15 protein-coding genes are annotated in these 17,107 nt (G+C 69.0%); 9 read left to right on the forward strand and 6 right to left on the reverse strand.

Features of this window, described 5'->3' with window-relative positions:
• Positions 1–109: 109 nt before the first annotated feature.
• The 3 genes from fdxH to BM396_RS18965 all read right to left on the reverse strand — a co-directional run bounded on the left by fdxH (position 110) and on the right by BM396_RS18965 (position 4,637).
• The gene (gene fdxH, locus BM396_RS18955) at positions 110–1,045 is read right to left on the reverse strand and encodes a formate dehydrogenase subunit beta (RefSeq protein WP_043347900.1); all 936 of its coding nucleotides are present in this window, start codon (positions 1,043–1,045) and stop codon (positions 110–112) included.
• 13 nt (positions 1,046–1,058) lie between these two features.
• Positions 1,059–4,139, reverse strand: a complete 3,081-nt coding sequence (gene fdnG, locus BM396_RS18960; protein ID WP_081948681.1) for a formate dehydrogenase-N subunit alpha — start codon at positions 4,137–4,139, stop codon at positions 1,059–1,061.
• A 156-nt stretch (positions 4,140–4,295) separates the two neighbouring features.
• A complete protein-coding gene (locus BM396_RS18965; RefSeq protein ID WP_043347895.1) occupies positions 4,296–4,637 on the reverse strand; it encodes a hypothetical protein in 342 nt (113 codons plus the stop codon).
• 191 nt (positions 4,638–4,828) lie between these two features.
• On the opposite strand from BM396_RS18965, the gene BM396_RS18970 reads away from it, so the two are divergent.
• From BM396_RS18970 to BM396_RS19000, 7 genes are all read left to right on the forward strand, one after another.
• Positions 4,829–5,014, forward strand: a complete 186-nt coding sequence (locus BM396_RS18970) for a NepR family anti-sigma factor (RefSeq protein WP_043383481.1) — start codon at positions 4,829–4,831, stop codon at positions 5,012–5,014.
• Positions 5,015–5,397: 383 nt separating this feature from the next.
• Positions 5,398–6,435 (forward strand): sulfate ABC transporter substrate-binding protein, encoded by a 1,038-nt coding sequence (locus tag BM396_RS18975; RefSeq protein ID WP_043347916.1) that lies wholly within the window; start codon positions 5,398–5,400, stop codon positions 6,433–6,435.
• Positions 6,436–6,445: 10 nt separating this feature from the next.
• A complete protein-coding gene (gene cysT / locus BM396_RS18980) occupies positions 6,446–7,300 on the forward strand; it encodes a sulfate ABC transporter permease subunit CysT (protein WP_043347891.1) in 855 nt (284 codons plus the stop codon).
• Positions 7,293–8,174, forward strand: coding sequence for a sulfate ABC transporter permease subunit CysW (cysW, locus tag BM396_RS18985; RefSeq protein ID WP_043347889.1), 882 nt, complete (start codon positions 7,293–7,295; stop codon positions 8,172–8,174). The genes cysT and cysW overlap by 8 nt, the downstream gene beginning before the upstream one ends.
• A 16-nt stretch (positions 8,175–8,190) precedes the next feature.
• The gene (locus tag BM396_RS18990; RefSeq protein ID WP_075381859.1) at positions 8,191–9,216 is read left to right on the forward strand and encodes a sulfate/molybdate ABC transporter ATP-binding protein; all 1,026 of its coding nucleotides are present in this window, start codon (positions 8,191–8,193) and stop codon (positions 9,214–9,216) included.
• A gap of 39 nt (positions 9,217–9,255) precedes the next feature.
• The gene (locus BM396_RS18995; RefSeq protein ID WP_043383484.1) at positions 9,256–10,305 is read left to right on the forward strand and encodes a cysteine synthase A; all 1,050 of its coding nucleotides are present in this window, start codon (positions 9,256–9,258) and stop codon (positions 10,303–10,305) included.
• Between the two features lie 122 nt (positions 10,306–10,427).
• Entirely contained in the window at positions 10,428–10,583 is a 156-nt protein-coding gene (locus BM396_RS19000) for a DUF3309 domain-containing protein (RefSeq protein ID WP_085987623.1), read from the forward strand.
• A 116-nt stretch (positions 10,584–10,699) separates the two neighbouring features.
• Here BM396_RS19000 and BM396_RS19005 read toward each other — a convergent pair whose 3' ends face one another.
• Complete coding sequence (locus tag BM396_RS19005; RefSeq protein ID WP_244538907.1) at positions 10,700–12,118, reverse strand: S1 family peptidase; 1,419 nt, start codon at positions 12,116–12,118, stop codon at positions 10,700–10,702.
• A 257-nt stretch (positions 12,119–12,375) separates the two neighbouring features.
• Here BM396_RS19005 and BM396_RS32850 point away from each other — a divergent pair, with 257 nt between their 5' ends.
• Positions 12,376–12,552, forward strand: coding sequence for a hypothetical protein (locus BM396_RS32850; RefSeq protein ID WP_167380409.1), 177 nt, complete (start codon positions 12,376–12,378; stop codon positions 12,550–12,552).
• Between the two features lie 127 nt (positions 12,553–12,679).
• Here BM396_RS32850 and BM396_RS19015 read toward each other — a convergent pair whose 3' ends face one another.
• A complete protein-coding gene (locus BM396_RS19015) occupies positions 12,680–12,976 on the reverse strand; it encodes an alkylphosphonate utilization protein (protein ID WP_043347877.1) in 297 nt (98 codons plus the stop codon).
• Positions 12,977–13,147: 171 nt separating this feature from the next.
• On the reverse strand, positions 13,148–14,434 hold the full coding sequence (gene ccrA, locus BM396_RS19020; RefSeq protein WP_043347875.1) for a crotonyl-CoA carboxylase/reductase: 1,287 nt from the start codon (positions 14,432–14,434) through the stop codon (positions 13,148–13,150).
• 613 nt (positions 14,435–15,047) lie between these two features.
• Here ccrA and BM396_RS19025 point away from each other — a divergent pair.
• Positions 15,048–17,090, forward strand: coding sequence for a protein meaA (locus BM396_RS19025; RefSeq protein WP_043383488.1), 2,043 nt, complete (start codon positions 15,048–15,050; stop codon positions 17,088–17,090).
• Positions 17,091–17,107: the final 17 nt, after the last annotated feature.

Below are 17,107 nucleotides of genomic sequence, written 5' to 3' on the forward strand. Positions count from 1 at the left end.
TTCGATTCCCCGATCCCTGCGTCGTCGGAGGGGACCGCGGATCTCCTCGCCCCTTCGGGAGAGGGCGTCCGTCGCGTTGCCCGGGCCGCAGAGCGACCCGGGCTTGGTCTCAGTGCGGCCGGGCCTCGTCGCCGCCGGTCTCCCGGCGCTTGGCCTCGTCGTATTCGACCGCCTCTTCCTCCTCTTCGGGCACGACCTCGTTGGGGCCGGCCGTCACGTAGTGGAAGAAGCCCGCCACCGCGGCGAAGCCCATGGCGGCGAGACCGAACACCTTGGCTCCGCCCTTCCAGAAGGCGACGAGCGGCGAGATCTTCGGGTCGTTCGGCAGACCGGCGTAGAGGCTCGGCTGGTCGGCGTGGTGCAGCACGTACATGACGTGCGTGCCGCCGACGCCGGCCGGGTCGTAGAGGCCGGCATGCGCGAAGCCGCGCGACTTCAGATCCTCGACGCGGTCATGCGCCTGGTCGATCATGGCCTGCTTGGTGCCGAACATGATCGAGCCGGTCGGGCAGGCCTTGGCGCAGGCCGGAGCCTGACCCACCGCCACCCGGTCCGAGCACAGGGTGCACTTGTACGCCTTGTGGTCGGTCTGGCTGATGCGCGGGATGTTGAAGGGGCAACCCTTCACGCAATAGCCGCAGCCGATGCAGTTCTCCTCGATGAAGTCGACGATGCCGTTGGAGTACTGCACGATGGCGCCGGGGGACGGGCAGGCCTTCAGGCAGCCCGGCTCGGTGCAGTGCATGCAGCCGTCCTTGCGGATCAGCCATTCGAGGTTCTGGGTCTCGGGGTTCTCGTACTCGGTGAACCGCATCAGGGTCCACGACTTCGGGGTGAGGTCGTGGGGATTCTGATACGTGCCCGTGTTGACGCCGATATCGTCGCGGAGGTCGTTCCACTCCTCGCAGGCCGATTGGCAGGCCTTGCAGCCGATGCACTTCGACACGTCGATGAGCTTGGCGACCTCCACCTGGCGGCGGATCTCCGGCGGCGTCTCCGTGGAGGCGGAACGCTGGCGGATGTCGAGGGAGCTGTAGTCAGCCATGATTCAGCTCCCCTTACGCGACGGCATCGGACGGAGGCGTGGTCGGCTCGATATTCACGAGCCAAGCCTTGAACTCCGGCGTCTCGGTGTTCGCGTCGCCCACGACCGGCGTGAGCGAGTTCGGGTGCCATCCTTTCTTGGTGTGGCCCATGAAGCCCCAGTGCTGCGGGATGCCGACGACATGGACCGGCTTGCCGTCGCAGATCAGCGGCTTGATGCGCTTCGTCACCACGGCCTTCGCCTTCAGGGAGCCGCGCTTCGACCAGACGCGGACCCAGCCGCCCTTGGCGATGCCCTTCTCCTTGGCGAGTTCCTCCGAGATCTCCACGAAGGCCTCCGGCTGGAGGATCGCGTTGATCCGGGCGTGCTTGGTCCAGCCGTGGAAGTGCTCGGTCAGGCGGTAGCTCGTCGCCGCGTAGGGGAAGTCCTTCGCATCGCCGAGATCGGCCAGGTCGTCCTTGAAGATGCGGGCCGCGGGCGCGCCCTTGATCTTCGGGAAGGCGACGTTCTGCACCGGGGACTCGAAGGGCTCGTAGTGCGTCGGGAACGGCCCGTCGCGCATGAGTCCGCGGGTCCACAGGCGGGCGACGCCCTCCTGGTTGAGGATGAACGGACCGACGCCCTTATCGGGGGCGACGGTGACGCCGTAATCCGGCACGTCGAAGCCGATCCACTGCTTGCCGTTCCACTCGATGAGCTTCTTCTTCTCCGACCACGGACGACCCTCGGGGTCGCACGAGGCGCGGTTGTAGAGCACGCGCCGGTTGGCCGGCCACGCGAAGGCCCAGTTGGGCGCGATGCCGCGATCGCCGGGATCGGTGTTGTCCCGGCGGGCCATCATGTTGCCCTTCTCGGTGTAGCAGCCCGAGTAGATCCAGCAGCCGCAGGCCGTGGTGCCGTCGTCCTTGAGCTGGGCGAAGCCGTCGACCTGCTTGCCCGCCGGGATGACGGTCCCGTTGAGATCCGGCGTCGGCGCGAGCGTGTAGCCGTTGAGCTCGCGGGCGAGCTCCGTGGGCGTCGGCGACTCGGCGATCGCGTAGTCCCACTTCAGATTGACGATCGGGTCGGAGAAGGCCCCGCCGTCCTTCTTGTAGGCTCCGCGGATGCGCAGGAAGATTTCCGACATGATTTCGATGTCGGAGCGGCACTCACCCGGCGCGTCCTGGGCCTGCCAGTGCCATTGCAGCCACCGGCTGGAGTTCGACAGCGAGCCTTCCTCCTCCACGAACAGGGTGGTCGGCAGTTCGAACACCTCGGTCTGGATCTTGGTCGGATCGACGTCGTTGTACTCGCCGTGGTTCTCCCAGAACCGCGCCGTCTCGGTCTTGAGCGGATCCATCACCACCAAGAATTTCATCTTGGAGAAGGCTTCCGTCATCTTGGCGCGGTTCGGGAACGACAGCAGGGGGTTGAAGCCCTGGATGACGTAGCCGGTCATCTTGCCCTGCTTGGCGAGCTCGAACCCACGCAGCACGTCGTAGGTCGGCACGTCGAGCTTGGGCAGGTAGTCGTAGGCCCAGTCGTTCTCTTTCTGGGCCTTGTCGCCCCACATCGCCTTCTGGAACGAGACGAAGAACTTGTTGTAGTTCTGCCAGTAGCTCGTCTGCCCCGGGCGCAGCGGCTTGAACTGCCGCTTGGCGATGTAGCTCCCGTAGTCGGGCTCCTTCTCCACGGGGATGTTCAGATAGCCGGGGATGAGATTGCTCATCAGCCCGATATCGGTCAGCCCCTGGATGTTGGAGTGGCCGCGCAGGGCGTTCATGCCACCGCCCAGCATGCCGATGTTGCCCAGCAGCGTCTGCACGATGCACATCGAGCGGATGTTCTGCGAGCCCTTGGAATGGTGCGTCCAGCCGAGCGCGTAGAGCGACGTCATCACCCGGTCGGGCGCGGCCGTCGTGGCGATCAGCTCGCAGACCTTGAGGAAGGTCTCCTTGGGCGAGCCGCAGATCTTCTCCACCATCTCGGGCGTGTAGAGCGCCACGTGCTTCTTCAGCAGCTGCATGACGCAGCGCGGGTGCTGCAGCGTCTCGTCGACCACAGCGTAGCCGTCGGGACCGATCTCGTAGTCCCAGGTGGTCTTGTCGTAGTCGCGCTTGTCCGCGTCGTAGCCCGCGAACAGACCCTCGCTGAAGTCGTAGCCCTCGCGGACCACGTACCCGGCGTTGGTGTAGGCGGAGACGTAGCGGTGCTGCAGCTTGTCGTTGTCGAGCAGGTACTTGGCCACGCCCGACAGGAACGCGATGTCGGTCCCCTGCCGGATCGGGCAGTAGAGATCGGCCACCGACGCCGTGCGGGTGAAGCGCGGATCGACGACGATCAGCTTGGCGTTGTTATGGGCCTTCGCCTCGACGACCCACTTGAAGCCGCAGGGGTGAGCCTCGGCGGCATTGCCGCCCATCACGGTGATCACGTCCGCGTGCTTGATGTCCATCCAGAGGTTGGTCATCGCACCGCGTCCGAAGGAGGGCGCCAAACTGGCGACCGACGGACCGTGTCAAACCCTGGCCTGATTGTCGAAGACCAGGGCCCCCATGCTTCGGACGGTCTTGTAGGTCAGCCACGCCGTCTCGTTGGTCGTGGCCGAGGCCGCCAGGAATCCGGTCGTGGTCCAGCGGTTGACCGTGAGATCGCCGTTCTTGGCCACGAAGTTCTTGTCGCGGTCCTCCTTCATGAGCTTCGCGATCCGGTCGAGGGCGAAGTCCCAGGAGACGCGCTTGAACTCCGAGGAGCCCGGGGCGCGATGAAGCGGGTACTTGGTCCGGGTCTCGGCGTGCACGAAGTCGAGGAGCGCCGAGCCCTTGGGGCAGAGCGTGCCGCGGTTGATCGGATGATCGGGGTCACCCTCGATGTGCATCACCGAGGAGCGCGCGTTCTTCGAGCGATCGCCCAGGCTGTACAGGATGACGCCACACGCGACCGAGCAATACGGGCACGTGTTGCGGGTCTCGCGCATCTGCGCGAGCTTGAAGGGCCGCACCGCGGCGGCCATAGCGGGCTCGAGTCCCCCGAACCCGAGGGCACCCAGCGAGCCGCCCGCGAGGCCGGCGCCGGCCCCCTTGAGCAGGCCACGCCTTGAGACCTGGACAGTCATCTCCGCCTCACAGAAAAGCGATCTGGTATAATTCCAGGGTGTCCCAAAAAAGCCCGCGCGAGGCAAGTGCGGTTGCGTGACACAGCAAGTCCCTGTGTCTCGGACGAAGCACCACGTTCGTCCGAGCCGGTATCATCCTGCCGAGAAACGATTTCTTTACTTGCTGGGGATCGCCGGATTCATCCCCGAGGGGCTCGCCGTGCGGTGCTCCAGGGGAGCCTGCGGCTCCGTGGCGGACGAGCCGCCGGGATTGGCCTGCGGAACCGGGCGGTTGGCGTTTTCCTTGGTCGATTGGCCGCCCGGGTCGGGCGCATCCTTGGCGGCCGATTGCTCGCGGGGAACCGGCGCCTGGCTCCAGCCGTCCTGGGCGCTGCGGGATTTGTCGCCCATCGCGTCGACACCCTTGATCTCGCCCGGCTTGGTCTGCGCGAGGCACGGGGTGCCGACCGTCACCGCCCCGAGGAGCACCAGCATCATCAGGGGAATCGAGCGAGGCAAGGGACGTCTCCGGGGAACGGGCAGGGGGATGCGCGGGCAACGTGCCCTGCACCGCCCCAGTTCCGGCCTGCGACACCGCCCCTCCGAGAGGCCGCCGGATCGGACGACCCGTCGATGCGCCGGCGTCGGTGACGGCTCCTTAACCACGCCCTGCAACGCTGCGTGCTGGCAGGTGCGAGGATCGCCCCATCATGTCGAAGCCGCATCCGGAGCGCGCCTCCGAACTCGAACAGATTCCAGACGCAGCGCCGCTCCCCCCCGGCGTCCGCCGCCATCTCGGCCAGACGCTGCGCACGCTCTATACCGAGACGCTCTCGGCCCCCGTCGACGAGCGCCTCAAGGCCCTGATCGCCCAGCTCAGCAAGCCGAAGCGCTGACGCGGCCCGCCACCGGCGCGATCGCCGGATATCCGGATGGGGCAGGGCGGTAAAATCGCGCCGCACCGCCCGCGCCTCACGCCTCCCGGGCCGAGGCCCACTCAAGTGCGCCAGCGCACATAAGATTGTTCGTTCTGAGAAACCCGATCCGGCATTGCGATTCTTCTCCTGTCGCGGAGATCCGGAGAAGATCCATGCGTTCTGGCGGCCTACTGCGCTGATCCGCCTTGCATTCCGGCCGACGACGCCGTTCCTGAGCGAGCGATGCCATCCCGCGTGTCCGCGTCCGAGGCTTGACTTCGTTCGGTAAAAAGAACGATTTCCGGCCTCTGGGGATGCAGGTCCCCTGGATCGCAATCGCGCATGGCGGGGGATCGGACGTGATGAAGAACGCTGCAGGTCGCGGCCGGATGGCCCGGGCGATCGGGTTCTCCCTGCTGGCGGGTGCCGGCCTGTGGGCCTGCGTGCTGCCGGCCGCGGCCGAGACCGCGCTCCTCAACGTCTCGTACGATCCGACCCGCGAGCTCTATCGGGAGATCAACGCCGCCTTCGCGGAGGAGTGGAAGGCGAAGACCGGCGAAGCGATCACGATACGGGCCTCGCATGGCGGGTCGGGGGCGCAGGCGCGCACGGTGATCGACGGCGTCGACGCCGACGTGGTCACCCTCGGCATCCCGTCCGACATCGACGCGATCGCCAAGCTCACGCACAAGATCCCGGAAGATTGGCGCAGCAAGCTGCCCAACACCGCCACGCCCTACACCTCGACGGTGGTGTTCCTCGTCCGCAAGGGCAACCCGAAGGGCATCAAGGACTGGGCCGACCTGATCAAGCCCGACGTCAAGGTGATCACCCCGAACCCGAAGACGTCCGCCGGCGGGCGCTGGAACTTCCTCGCCGCCTGGGGCTACGCCTACGGGACCGACAAGGACGCCGCCAAGGCCGACGCCTTCGTCGGGCAGGTCTACAAGAACGTCCCGGTGCTCGACACCGGCGCCCGCGGCTCGACGGTGACCTTCGCCCAGCGCGGGCTCGGCGACGTGCTCCCCACCTGGGAGAACGAGGCCTACCTCGTGCTCCAGGAATTCGGGGCCGACAAGTTCGACATCGTCTCGCCGCCGAGCTCGATCTACGCCGAGCCGCCGGTGGCCCTCGTGGCGGTCAACGCCGAGCGGAAGGGCACCACCAAGGCCGCGCAGGCCTATCTCGACTTCCTCTACACCGACCGCGCCCAGGCGATCTTCGCCAAGCACCATTACCGGCCGATCCGCCGGGAGGCGGCCGCCCAGGCCGACCTCGCACAGCTGCCCGACATCAAGCTGTTCAAGATCGAGGATCTCCAGGGCTCCTGGGACGAGATCCAGAAGCGGAACTTCGATGCCGGAGGTCTGTTCGATCGGCTGAGCCGGGCCGGCCGCTGAAGGGCGCATCATGGTCGAGACGCACCGCCCCCGATGGACATTCCGTCGGCCGAGCGTGATCCCGGGCTTCGGGATCAGCTTCGGCTACACCCTGACCTGCCTTGGGCTGATCGTGCTCCTGCCGCTCGCCGGGCTGGTGGTGAAGGCGTCGGGGCTGGGCCTGTCCGGTATCTGGGACGTCGCCACCGACCCGCGGGTGGCGAGCGCCCTGCGGATCAGCTTCGGCGTCTCGGCGCTCGCGGCCCTCGTGGCCTCGACCTTCGGCTTCCTCGTGGCCTGGGTTCTGACCCGCTACCGCTTCCCCGGCCGCAAGCTGGTCGACGCGGCGGTCGACCTGCCCTTCGCGCTGCCGACCGCGGTCGCCGGTATCGCGCTCGCCTCGCTCTACGCGCCGGACGGGCTGCTCGGCGCGCCCCTCGCACGCCTCGGCATCCAGGCGGCCTACACGCCGTTGGGCATCTTCATCGCCATGGTGTTCATCGGCCTGCCCTTCGCCGTGCGGACCGTCCAGCCGCTGATCGCCGAAATCGACAAGGAGATCGAAGAGGCCTCCGCGACCCTCGGGGCGACGCGGTTCGCCACCCTGACCAGGGTCGTGCTGCCGCCGCTGATTCCGGCCGTGCTCACCGGCTTCGCCCTGGCCTTCGCCCGGGGCGTCGGCGAGTACGGCTCGATCATCTTCATCGCCGGCAACCTGCCCTACGTGTCGGAAATCGCGCCGCTGCTGATCGTCATCAAGCTCTCCGAGTTCGATTACGGGGGCGCGGCGGCCATCGCCACGATCATGCTCGGCATCTCGTTCCTGACGCTGCTGGCCATCAACCTGATCCAGGCCTGGTCACGGAGGCGGTTCGGCTATGTCTGAGATCTTCTCGCCCGCCTTCGTGCCGGCCACCAAGCAGGGTCCGGTCGCCTCCGAGGGAGCCGCGACCCGCACGGTCCTGATCGGGATCGCGGTTGCGTTCCTGGCGCTGTTCCTTGTTCTGCCGCTGTTCGCGGTCTTCATCCAGGCCTTCTCGAAGGGGCTCGGAGCCTTCCTGGACGCGTTCCGCGAGCCCGACGCCTGGAGCGCGATCCGCCTGACGCTCACGGTGGCGGCGATCGCGGTGCCGTTCAACGTGGTGTTCGGGCTGGCGGCCTCCTGGGCGATCGCCAAGTTCGAGTTCCCCGGCAAATCGCTGCTGATCACCCTGATCGACCTGCCGTTCTCGGTCTCGCCAGTGGTCTCGGGGATGATCTACGTGCTGCTGTTCGGCTCGCAGGGCCTGTTCGGCTCCTGGCTGATCGATCACGGCATCCAGATCCTGTTCGCGCTGCCGGGGATCGTGCTCGCCACAGTGTTCGTGACCTTCCCGTTCGTCGCCCGCGAGCTGATCCCGCTGATGCAGGAGCAGGGCACCGCCGAGGAAGAGGCGGCGCTGACGCTCGGCGCCTCGGGCCTGCACGCGTTCCGCACGGTGACGCTGCCCAATATCCGCTGGGGCCTGCTCTACAGCGTGCTCCTCTGCAATGCCCGGGCGATGGGCGAATTCGGCGCGGTGTCGGTGGTGTCGGGCCACATCCGCGGCCTGACCAACACCATCCCACTCCACGTGGAGATCCTCTATAATGAGTACAACTTCGTCGCCGCATTCGCCGTCGCTTCGCTCCTCGCCGTCCTTGCCCTCATCACCCTCGTCCTCAAATCCGTCCTCGAATGGCGCTTCGCGGGGGAGCTCGCGGGCGGCCGGTCTCACTGACCGGCCCTCCACGGCCATCCGGGTCGAGAACGTCTCGAAGACCTTCGACACGGCCGCGGTGCTGCACGACCTCTCCCTCGACGTGCGGGCGGGCGAGCTGATCGGATTGCTGGGCCCCTCGGGCTCGGGCAAGACGACGCTGCTGCGGATCATCGCCGGCCTCGACGCGCCGGACAGAGGACGCATCCTGTTCGGGGACGACGACGCGACCGGGCTCGCCGTGCAGGAGCGCGCGGTGGGCTTCGTGTTCCAGCACTACGCCCTGTTCAAGCACATGAGCGTGGCCGACAACATCGCCTACGGCCTGAACGCGCGCCGCCGGGCCGACCGGCCGGCCAAGGCCGAGATCAAGCGCCGGGTCGGCGACCTCCTCGACCTGATCCGGCTCTCGGGCTTCGGCGACCGCTACCCGTCGCAGCTCTCCGGCGGCCAGCGCCAGCGGGTGGCGCTCGCCCGGGCGCTCGCCGTCGAGCCGCGGGTCCTCCTGCTGGACGAGCCCTTCGGCGCCCTGGATGCCCAGGTCCGCAAGGACCTGCGCCGCTGGCTGCGCGAGATCCACGACCGCACCGGCCAGACCACGATCTTCGTCACACACGACCAGGACGAGGCCCTGGAGCTGTCGGACCGCGTGGCGGTGCTCGACCGCGGGCGGCTGGAGCAGGTGGGCACTCCCGACGAGGTGCAGGAGAACCCGGCCTCCGCCACCGTGATGAAGTTCCTCGGCGATTCCGTCGAGGTGGAGGCCATCGCCGAGGGCGGCCGGGTGCTGGTCCGGGGCCGGGAGACGCCGGTTGCGGCGCCGGCCGGGACCATCGGTCCGGTCAAGCTCTACGTCCGGCCCTGGCAGTTGCAGCTCGCCGAGCCCGAGGCCGCGCATCTCTCCGGCACCGTGCGCAGCTCGTACCGGACGCAAGGGCGTCAGCGGATCGAGGTGGTCGATGCCGAGGGGCGCGTGCTGGCCGTGGAGGATTTCGACGGGGTCCGCTACGCGGCTGGGCACCCGGTGGGCCTGCGGATCAACGGCGGCCACGTGTTCGGGTGACGCTCGCCAGCGGCAACGCAGCATCCTAGGCTCCCGACCATGACCGTACCGAGTCGCGAACCCGCACCCGATGTCCTGGCCGCCATCGGCCAGACACCGCTGATCCGCCTGCGCCGGGCCTCCGAGGCGACCGGCTGCGACATCTACGGCAAGGCCGAGTTCCTCAATCCCGGCCTGTCGGTGAAGGACCGCGCGGCGCTCTCCATCGTGCAGGACGCGGAGGCGAAGGGCCTGATCCGGCCGGGCGGCACCATCGTGGAGGGCACCGCCGGCAATACCGGCATCGGCCTCGCCCTGGTGGCTTCCGTGCGCGGCTATCGGACCCTGATCGTCATCCCGGTCACGCAGTCCGAGGAGAAGAAGCAGACCCTGCGGCTCGCGGGTGCCCGGCTGGTGGAAGTCCCGGCCGTGCCCTTCGCCAATCCGAACAATTACGTCCATGTCGCACGGCGGCTGGCCGAAAAGCTCGCCGCCACCGAGCCGGCGGGCGCCTTCTTCGCCGACCAGTTCGACAACGTCGCCAACCGGCAGGCCCATGTGGAGGGCACCGGCCCGGAAATCTGGGCGCAGACCGGCGGCCGGGTCGACGGCTTCGTCTGCGCGGCCGGGACCGGCGGCACGCTGGCCGGCACCGCGGAGGCTTTGCGCGCTCGCAACCCGCAGGTGCGGATCGCGCTGTCCGATCCGGAGGGTTCGGCCCTCTACGCGCATTACACGACCGGGACCCTGAAGGCCGAGGGCAGCTCGATCACCGAGGGGATCGGCCAGGGGCGCATCACCCGGAACCTCGAAGGCTTCACCCCCGATCACGCCTTCCGGATCCCGGACCGCGAAGCCCTCGACATCGTCTTCGGGCTGATGCGGGAGGAGGGGCTGTCGCTGGGCGGCTCGTCGGGCATCAACGTCGCCGGGGCGATCCGGCTGGCCCGGGAACTCGGGCCCGGCCACACCATCGTGACGATCCTGTGCGACGGGGCGGCCCGTTACGCCTCGAAGCTGTTCAACCCGGCCTTCCTCACCGAGCGCAATCTGCCGGTACCGGGCTGGCTCGACGCCCCGCAGGATCCCCTGCCGGACTGGCACGCCTGAGCCGCGGGACCGCATCCGGACTTTTCCGCATAAAAGCGTAGCTTGGCGTTGAACGGAACGGAATGTCGCAGCGTTTGAACGGTCACGCTCGCACCAGCGCGACCGTCCGGAGAACGCGACCGATGTCCCTCGTCACCATTCTGCTCATCATCCTGATCATCCTGGCCTTCGGCGGCGGCGGCTTCCTCGGCGGCGGTGCGTATCGCGGACCCGGCTTCGGCCTGGGCGGCATCCTCCTGATCGTGCTGATCGTCCTGCTGGCGACCGGGCGGCTGTAAGGCGGCCCTCTCCGCCTGGACGGACGCGCGCCGGCCTGCCGACGCTCCGTCCGCTCAGGCCAGCGGGCGGGCGCAGGTCCGTCAGCCGGCCGGCGGCCGTCCCGGCAGCGCGCCGGCTAGCGGCAGGTGATCGCCACCACCGCCGGCGCGGCCGCGGCCGGTCCGCTCTCCGGCCGCGGTGCGGCCGCGGGAAGACCTTGCGCGGCCAGGAAGGCGGCCACCGCCCGCGCCGGCACCAGCGGCAGGCGCGCGGGCGGGACCACCCCGGCGACGCGGCGCGGCGCCGAGGGATAGCGGGCCACGAGGCCGACGAGCCTGCCCGCGCGGTCGAGCACCGGCGCGCCGCCGGAGCCGGGCTGGAGCGCCGCGATCACATCGTCCCCGCGCGCCTCGCCGGGAGCGGCCAGGATCCCATCGGGACTCGGCGCGAGGGTGATCAGGTTGTCCTCGCCGGCGACGGACTCGGTCCGGATTGCGGGCCGGAACGGGGCGGGGGCGCCTTGTACCTCGAGAAGCGCGAGGCCGGCCGGATCGGTGGCGAGCACACGCGCCGGCGCCGACCCGATCTGGGGCTGTGCGCACCCATCCAGCACGGCGGCGGCGGTCAGCACGCGTCCTGGCGCCACCACGAGGCCAGCGCCCGTAGCCGGAGCGGACGACAGGCTCGCCGGCCTCAGGGGCGCGGGGGCCTGCGGCTGGGGCACCGGATTGCCGGCGGCGCGGGTGGTCCCCACTGGCGTCCCGGGGCTTGCCGGCATCTGCGCGGCGGGCGCTGCGGCGGGGTCCGGAAACGGCACGAAGGCATTCGCCACGGCGATGACGAGCCGGCCGACCTCCGGCGCGAGGGTGCGGTCGTAGCCGAACAGGAAGCCGCGGACTCCCTCCGGACCGGACGCATAGCGGATATAGGACAATCCCGGCCCGGTCTCGGCGGTGACCACCACGGTGTCCGGCCGCCGCAGCTTGTAGGTCACCTTGCGGCCGGGGAGCGGCGCGGTGGCCTTCTCGAAGAGGGAATCCAGGGTCTCGGTCCCGGGCGGGAAGGCGCGGGATTCCAGGGTCACGCGCCCGTCCTGGCTCTGCCAGCGGGTTCCGGAGGGGAGGGCGGTGCGCTTCGCCAGCAGGCGCTCCGGCACCCCCAACAGGGCGCCACTCCCGGAATCGACCGCGACGCGGAAGCGCGCCGCGTTCCGCGCGGCGGCACCGGCGGCCAGCAGCGCGGACCGGCCGTGGGGATCGAGGGCATCGGCTCCCCCGGTCCGGGCGCCGTAGGCGTTGAGCGCCTCGAAGGTCCGGCGCCCGAAGGCTCCCGACACCACGGCGTTGAAGTCGCCGGTCCAGACCAGGGCGTCCTGGACCGCCTTGCGGTCGGCCTCCGGCAGGGCCTCGAAGGTCGCCTTCGCCGCCTCGAAGGCGGGATCGGCGGGAGCCCCGGCAACCGGCGCCGGCCTCGGCGCGGTGCGGGCCGGGACCGGCCGGTCCTGAGCCTGAACCGGCCCAAGGCCGAGGGCGATCAGGATCGCGAGCGGTGTCACGCGCCGGGAGCGGCCGCGCGAGGCGCCCGGGAGCCGACACCGCGACGCATCACCCGAATCCATCGCCGCCCCCCGACCCCCGTCGTCGCGATCCTGGCAGAGGCCGCAGCGGCAGGCCAGACCAATCCGTCTCCGGCCACCGTGCGTCCGGGGCGACGATGCGCTAAAGGGCAGATGTCCGGTCCTGGGCGGCGGCCGGATTCCCGGATCGGTCGTCCGGCCATGCGATGCCGTCACGGTTCGACGCGGAGCCCGGCATGAGCGACACGAACACCACCTTCAAGAAGGCGCCCAAGCGCAAGGCCGCCAAGGGCAAGAGCATCAGCGTCTCTCCGGAGATGCGGCAGGCCTATGCCGACCTGATCCAGGAGCGCGCGGAGAAACAGGAAGTCTATGGCCGCCACCTGCCGCAGGATGAGACGCGCCGCCGGTAGCCGGAGGCCGGCCCAGGAATGCGGCGTCGCCGCGATTCGTCCGGGCGGGCGATAGCGGGGCGTCCGGTTCAGACGCCGGATCCAGGCCGCACCGGCAGCCGCCGACCGACCCGGTAAGGCCGTCCATTCAGCGCTTGCGCACGAATTCGGTGCGCAGGACCAAGCCCTTGATGGTGTCGTGGCGGCAATCGATCTCGTGCGGATCGTCCGTGAGCCGGATCGACCGGATGACCGTGCCCTGCTTGAGGGTCTGGTTCGCGCCCTTGACCTTCAGATCCTTGATCAGCGTGACCGAATCGCCGTCGGCGAGGGCGTTGCCGGCCGCGTCGCGGACCGCCGCCTTCTCGGGGGGCGCGGCCGCGGACCCGGGCGGGAGCCATTCGCCCGTCGCCGCGTCGTAGACGTAGGCCTCGTCGTCGTTCACAGCCGTACCCCGGGTTCGGATCGGGGCCGGGTCCTGTCAGGATCTCGTGGGCCCGTCATCCGCGCGCGTCCCGGCACACCGAACCGGTCGCCGAATCGGCGCGGGACGCCGCGAGCTTAGCCGATCGGGCCGGCCCCGCGCGAGAGCGGCGGGCCGGCCCGACGGAGTGCCTTACCGCTTCAGCGGGCCGGCCTCGATCACGTCCTCGACCGTGCGCAAGCCGGCGCGCGGGGAGTTGACGAGGCAGGCCATGTTGCCCGGCGGGTGCTGGTTCTTCCACATCTTGGTGTGGGCCTGGGGGATCTTGTCCCAGGGGAAGACCTCGCTCATGCACGGGTCGATCCGCTGGTCGAGCACGAACTGGTTCGCCGCCGAAGCCTGCTTGAGGTGGGCGAAGTGCGAGCCCTGGATGCGCTTCTGCCGCATCCAGACGTAGCGGGCGTCGAAGGTGATGTTGAAGCCGGTCGTGCCGGCGCAGAACACCACCATGCCGCCGCGCTTCACCACCAGCGCCGAGACCGGGAAGGTCGCCTCGCCGGGATGCTCGAACACGATGTCGACATCCTGCTTGCCGGTGATGTCCCAGATCGCCTTGCCGAACTTCCGCGCCTCCTTGGTCCAGGCGTGGAACTCGGGGCTGTTCACCTTCGGTAGCTGCCCCCAGCAGTCGAAGTCCTTGCGGTTGATGACGCCCTTGGCGCCGAGGCTCATCACGTAGTCGCGCTTCGACTCGTCCGAGATCACCGCGATGGCGTTGGCGCCCGACGCCGCGCAGAGCTGCACGCCGAACACGCCCAGGCCGCCCGAGGCGCCCCAGATCAGCACGTTCTGGCCCGGCCGGACCGTGTGCGGCGCGTGGCCGAACAGCATGCGGTAGGCGGTGGCCAGCGTGAGCGTGTAGCAGGCCGCCTCCTCCCAGGTGAGGTGCTTCGGCCGGTGCATCAGCTGGCGCGACTGCACCCGGCAGAACTGCGCGAAGGAGCCGTCCCCGGTCTCGTAGCCCCAGATCCGCTGGGTCGGCGAGAACATCGGGTCGCCGCCGTTGCACTCCTCGTCGTCGCCGTCGTCCTGGTTGCAGTGGACGATGACCTCGTCGCCGACCTTCCAGCGCTTCACCTTGGCGCCGACCTTCCAGACGATGCCGGAGGCGTCGGAGCCGGCGATGTGGTACTCGCCCTTGTGCACGTCGAAGGGCGAGATCGGCTCGCCGAGGCCGGCCCAGACGCCGTTGTAGTTCACGCCCGCGGCCATGACGTAGACCAGCACCTCGTCGTCGCCGATCTCCCAGACCGGCAGCACTTCGAGCTGGTGGGACTGTTCCGGCGGCCCGTGCCGCTCGCGCCGGATCGCCCAGGCATACATCTTGGCCGGCACATGACCCAGCGGCGGGATTTCACCCATCTCGTAGAGGTCCTTGACCTCCCCGCCCGTCGGACTGATCGCAGCGCTCGCCGCCATCTCGCTCTCCTCTCGTCCCGCGTGTTTCTCACGGCCGCGGTTCTCCATCGCGCTATAGCGGTGATGCCGGAGGCGTCCAAGTGGGCCGAAAGTCGAAACCCGATGGTTTCCGACACGAAAAAGGCGTCGGCACAGGGCGGGCAGCCACGTATTCAAAATCGGCTTTCCGGCAGACCAAGTATTATTCGCCCCTCGCCATGACGGCGCCGGTCCCGAGACCTTGCGCGGCGGCGCCACCGCGGGCCTGTGCTGCTCCCGGGTGCCCCGCAAGCCTCGCCAGCTCTAAGTCATTGTTCTGACGCGTTCTCTCGCGCCAGACCAAAGGCCGCTCCTGCGAAGAACAGTTCAGGTAGACTTTATACCAGCAGCGACGATGCTGATCGGGATCGGCGCGGGACGCCATCCGTGACCGGATGGGACAGGGTCCTGCGGGGAGATCCCGCGTCGCCGCCTTCAAATCCCGCTGTTCCGGCGGGCAAGTTTTTTCATGGGCCGCGGAGGCCCGCGGGAGGCGTCTTGCACTTCCGTCCCGGATGACGCGTGCCCAAGCCTTCGCTACGGTGTCCGCAAGGCCGCGCCCAGCGCGGATACAAAGATGACACGGAGGCGAGGAATGGGCGCGAGCGTCGCCGAGACCAAGAGCGACAAGTCGAGCCGCGACAAGCCCTGGATCATCCGCACCTATGCGGGGCACTCGACCGCGGCGGAGTCCAACAAGCTCTATCGGGGCAACCTCGCCAAGGGCCAGACCGGCCTGTCGGTGGCCTTCGACCTGCCGACCCAGACCGGCTACGACCCCGACCACGAACTCTCCCGCGGCGAGGTCGGCAAGGTCGGCGTCTCGATCGCGCATCTCGGCGACATGCGGACCCTGTTCCAGGACATCCCGCTCGCCCAGATGAACACCTCGATGACCATCAACGCCACGGCCCCGTGGCTGCTGGCGCTCTACCTCGCGGTGGCCGAGGAGCAGGGGGCGCCGCTCGCCGCCCTCCAGGGCACGACCCAGAACGACATCATCAAGGAATACCTGTCGCGCGGGACCTACGTGTTCCCGCCCGCACCGTCCCTCCGGCTCACCAAGGACGTGATCCTGTTCACGACCAAGAACGTGCCGAAGTGGAACCCGATGAACGTCTGCTCCTACCACCTGCAGGAGGCGGGGGCGACGCCGGTCCAGGAGCTGTCCTACGCGCTGGCCATCGCCATCGCGGTGCTCGACACCGTGCGGGACGATCCCGAATTCGACGCCGCGAGTTTCTCCGATGTCTTCGGACGGATCTCGTTCTTCGTGAATGCAGGGCTCCGGTTCGTCACCGAGATCTGCAAGATGCGGGCGTTCTCGGAACTCTGGGACGAGATCGCCCAGGAGCGCTACGGCATCGACGACCCGAAGAAGCGCATCTTCCGCTACGGCGTGCAGGTGAACTCCCTCGGACTCACCGAGCAGCAGCCGGAGAACAACGTCCACCGCATCCTCATCGAGATGCTGGCGGTGACGCTCTCCAAGCGCGCCCGCGCCCGCGCGGTGCAGCTGCCGGCCTGGAACGAGGCCCTCGGCCTGCCGCGCCCCTGGGACCAGCAATGGTCCATGCGGATGCAGCAGATCCTGGCCTTCGAGACCGACCTGCTGGAATACGACGACATCTTCGACGGCAGCCACGTGATCGAGGCCAAGGTCGAGGCGCTGAAGGCGCAGACCCGGGCCGAGCTGGAGCGGATCGGCGGCATCGGCGGCGCCGTCGCCGCGGTGGAAACCGGGGCGCTCAAGCGCGCGCTGGTCGAATCGAACGCCCGGCGGATCTCGGCCATCGAGGCCGGCGAGCAGATCGTGGTCGGCGTCAACAAGTGGCAGCAGGGCGAGCCCTCGCCGCTCACCGCCGGGGAGGGGGCAATCTTCTCCGTCTCCGAGACCGTGGAGATGGAGGCCCAGACACGCATCCGCGAATGGCGCGGTCGCCGCGACGCGAACGCGGTCGGTCAGGCCCTCGACGCCCTGGAGCAGGCGGCGCGCTCCGGCGCCAACATCATGCCCCCCTCCATCGAGGCCGCGAAGGCCGGCGTGACCACCGGCGAATGGGGCGCGCGCCTGCGGGACGTCTTCGGCGAGTACCGGGCGCCCACCGGCGTCACCCTCGAGACGGTCTCCAGCGGCGCGGCCGAGGACGCCAAGCTCCTGATCGCCGATCTCGGCGAGCGCCTCGGCGAGACGCCCAAGCTCGTCGTCGGCAAGCCCGGCCTCGACGGGCACTCCAACGGCGCCGAGCAGATCGCGCTCCGCGCGCGGGATGTCGGCTTCGACGTCACCTATGACGGCATCCGCCAGACACCGGCCGAGATCGTCGCGAAGGCCAAGGAGACCGGTGCCCACGTGGTCGGCCTGTCGATCCTGTCGGGCTCCCACGTGCCGCTGGTGCGGGAGGTCCGTGCCAAGATGCGCGAGGCAGGGCTCGACCACATCCCGGTGGTGGTCGGCGGCATCATCTCGCCCGAGGATGAGCTGGTTCTCAAGAACATGGGCGTCCGCGCCGTCTACACGCCCAAGGACTACGCCATCGACCAGATCATGGTCGGGCTCGCCAAGGTCGTGGAGAAGGGTCTGGAGCGCCGGGACGGCCCATCGGACCAGCCGCGTGCGGAGGCTCAAGTCTACTGAGACGCGGCGGCATTAAA

Source organism: Methylobacterium sp. UNCCL125 (assembly GCF_900116795.1).
Taxonomy (GTDB): Bacteria; Pseudomonadota; Alphaproteobacteria; order Rhizobiales; family Beijerinckiaceae; genus Methylobacterium; species Methylobacterium fujisawaense.

What these genes read in the sequence shown, in the direction of transcription:
- BM396_RS18995 (WP_043383484.1), top strand. Translation starts at nt 9,256, where the DNA reads ATGACCGTACCGAGTCGCGAACCCGCACCCGATGTCCTGGCCGCCATC.
- BM396_RS18970 (WP_043383481.1), top strand. Translation starts at nt 4,829, where the DNA reads ATGTCGAAGCCGCATCCGGAGCGCGCCTCCGAACTCGAACAGATTCCA.
- BM396_RS18975 (WP_043347916.1), top strand. Translation starts at nt 5,398, where the DNA reads ATGAAGAACGCTGCAGGTCGCGGCCGGATGGCCCGGGCGATCGGGTTC.
- BM396_RS19025 (WP_043383488.1), top strand. Translation starts at nt 15,048, where the DNA reads ATGGGCGCGAGCGTCGCCGAGACCAAGAGCGACAAGTCGAGCCGCGAC.
- cysT (WP_043347891.1), top strand. Translation starts at nt 6,446, where the DNA reads ATGGTCGAGACGCACCGCCCCCGATGGACATTCCGTCGGCCGAGCGTG.
- cysW (WP_043347889.1), top strand. Translation starts at nt 7,293, where the DNA reads ATGTCTGAGATCTTCTCGCCCGCCTTCGTGCCGGCCACCAAGCAGGGT.
- ccrA (WP_043347875.1), bottom strand. Translation starts at nt 14,434, where the DNA reads ATGGCGGCGAGCGCTGCGATCAGTCCGACGGGCGGGGAGGTCAAGGAC.
- BM396_RS19000 (WP_085987623.1), top strand. Translation starts at nt 10,428, where the DNA reads ATGTCCCTCGTCACCATTCTGCTCATCATCCTGATCATCCTGGCCTTC.
- BM396_RS32850 (WP_167380409.1), top strand. Translation starts at nt 12,376, where the DNA reads ATGAGCGACACGAACACCACCTTCAAGAAGGCGCCCAAGCGCAAGGCC.
- fdxH (WP_043347900.1), bottom strand. Translation starts at nt 1,045, where the DNA reads ATGGCTGACTACAGCTCCCTCGACATCCGCCAGCGTTCCGCCTCCACG.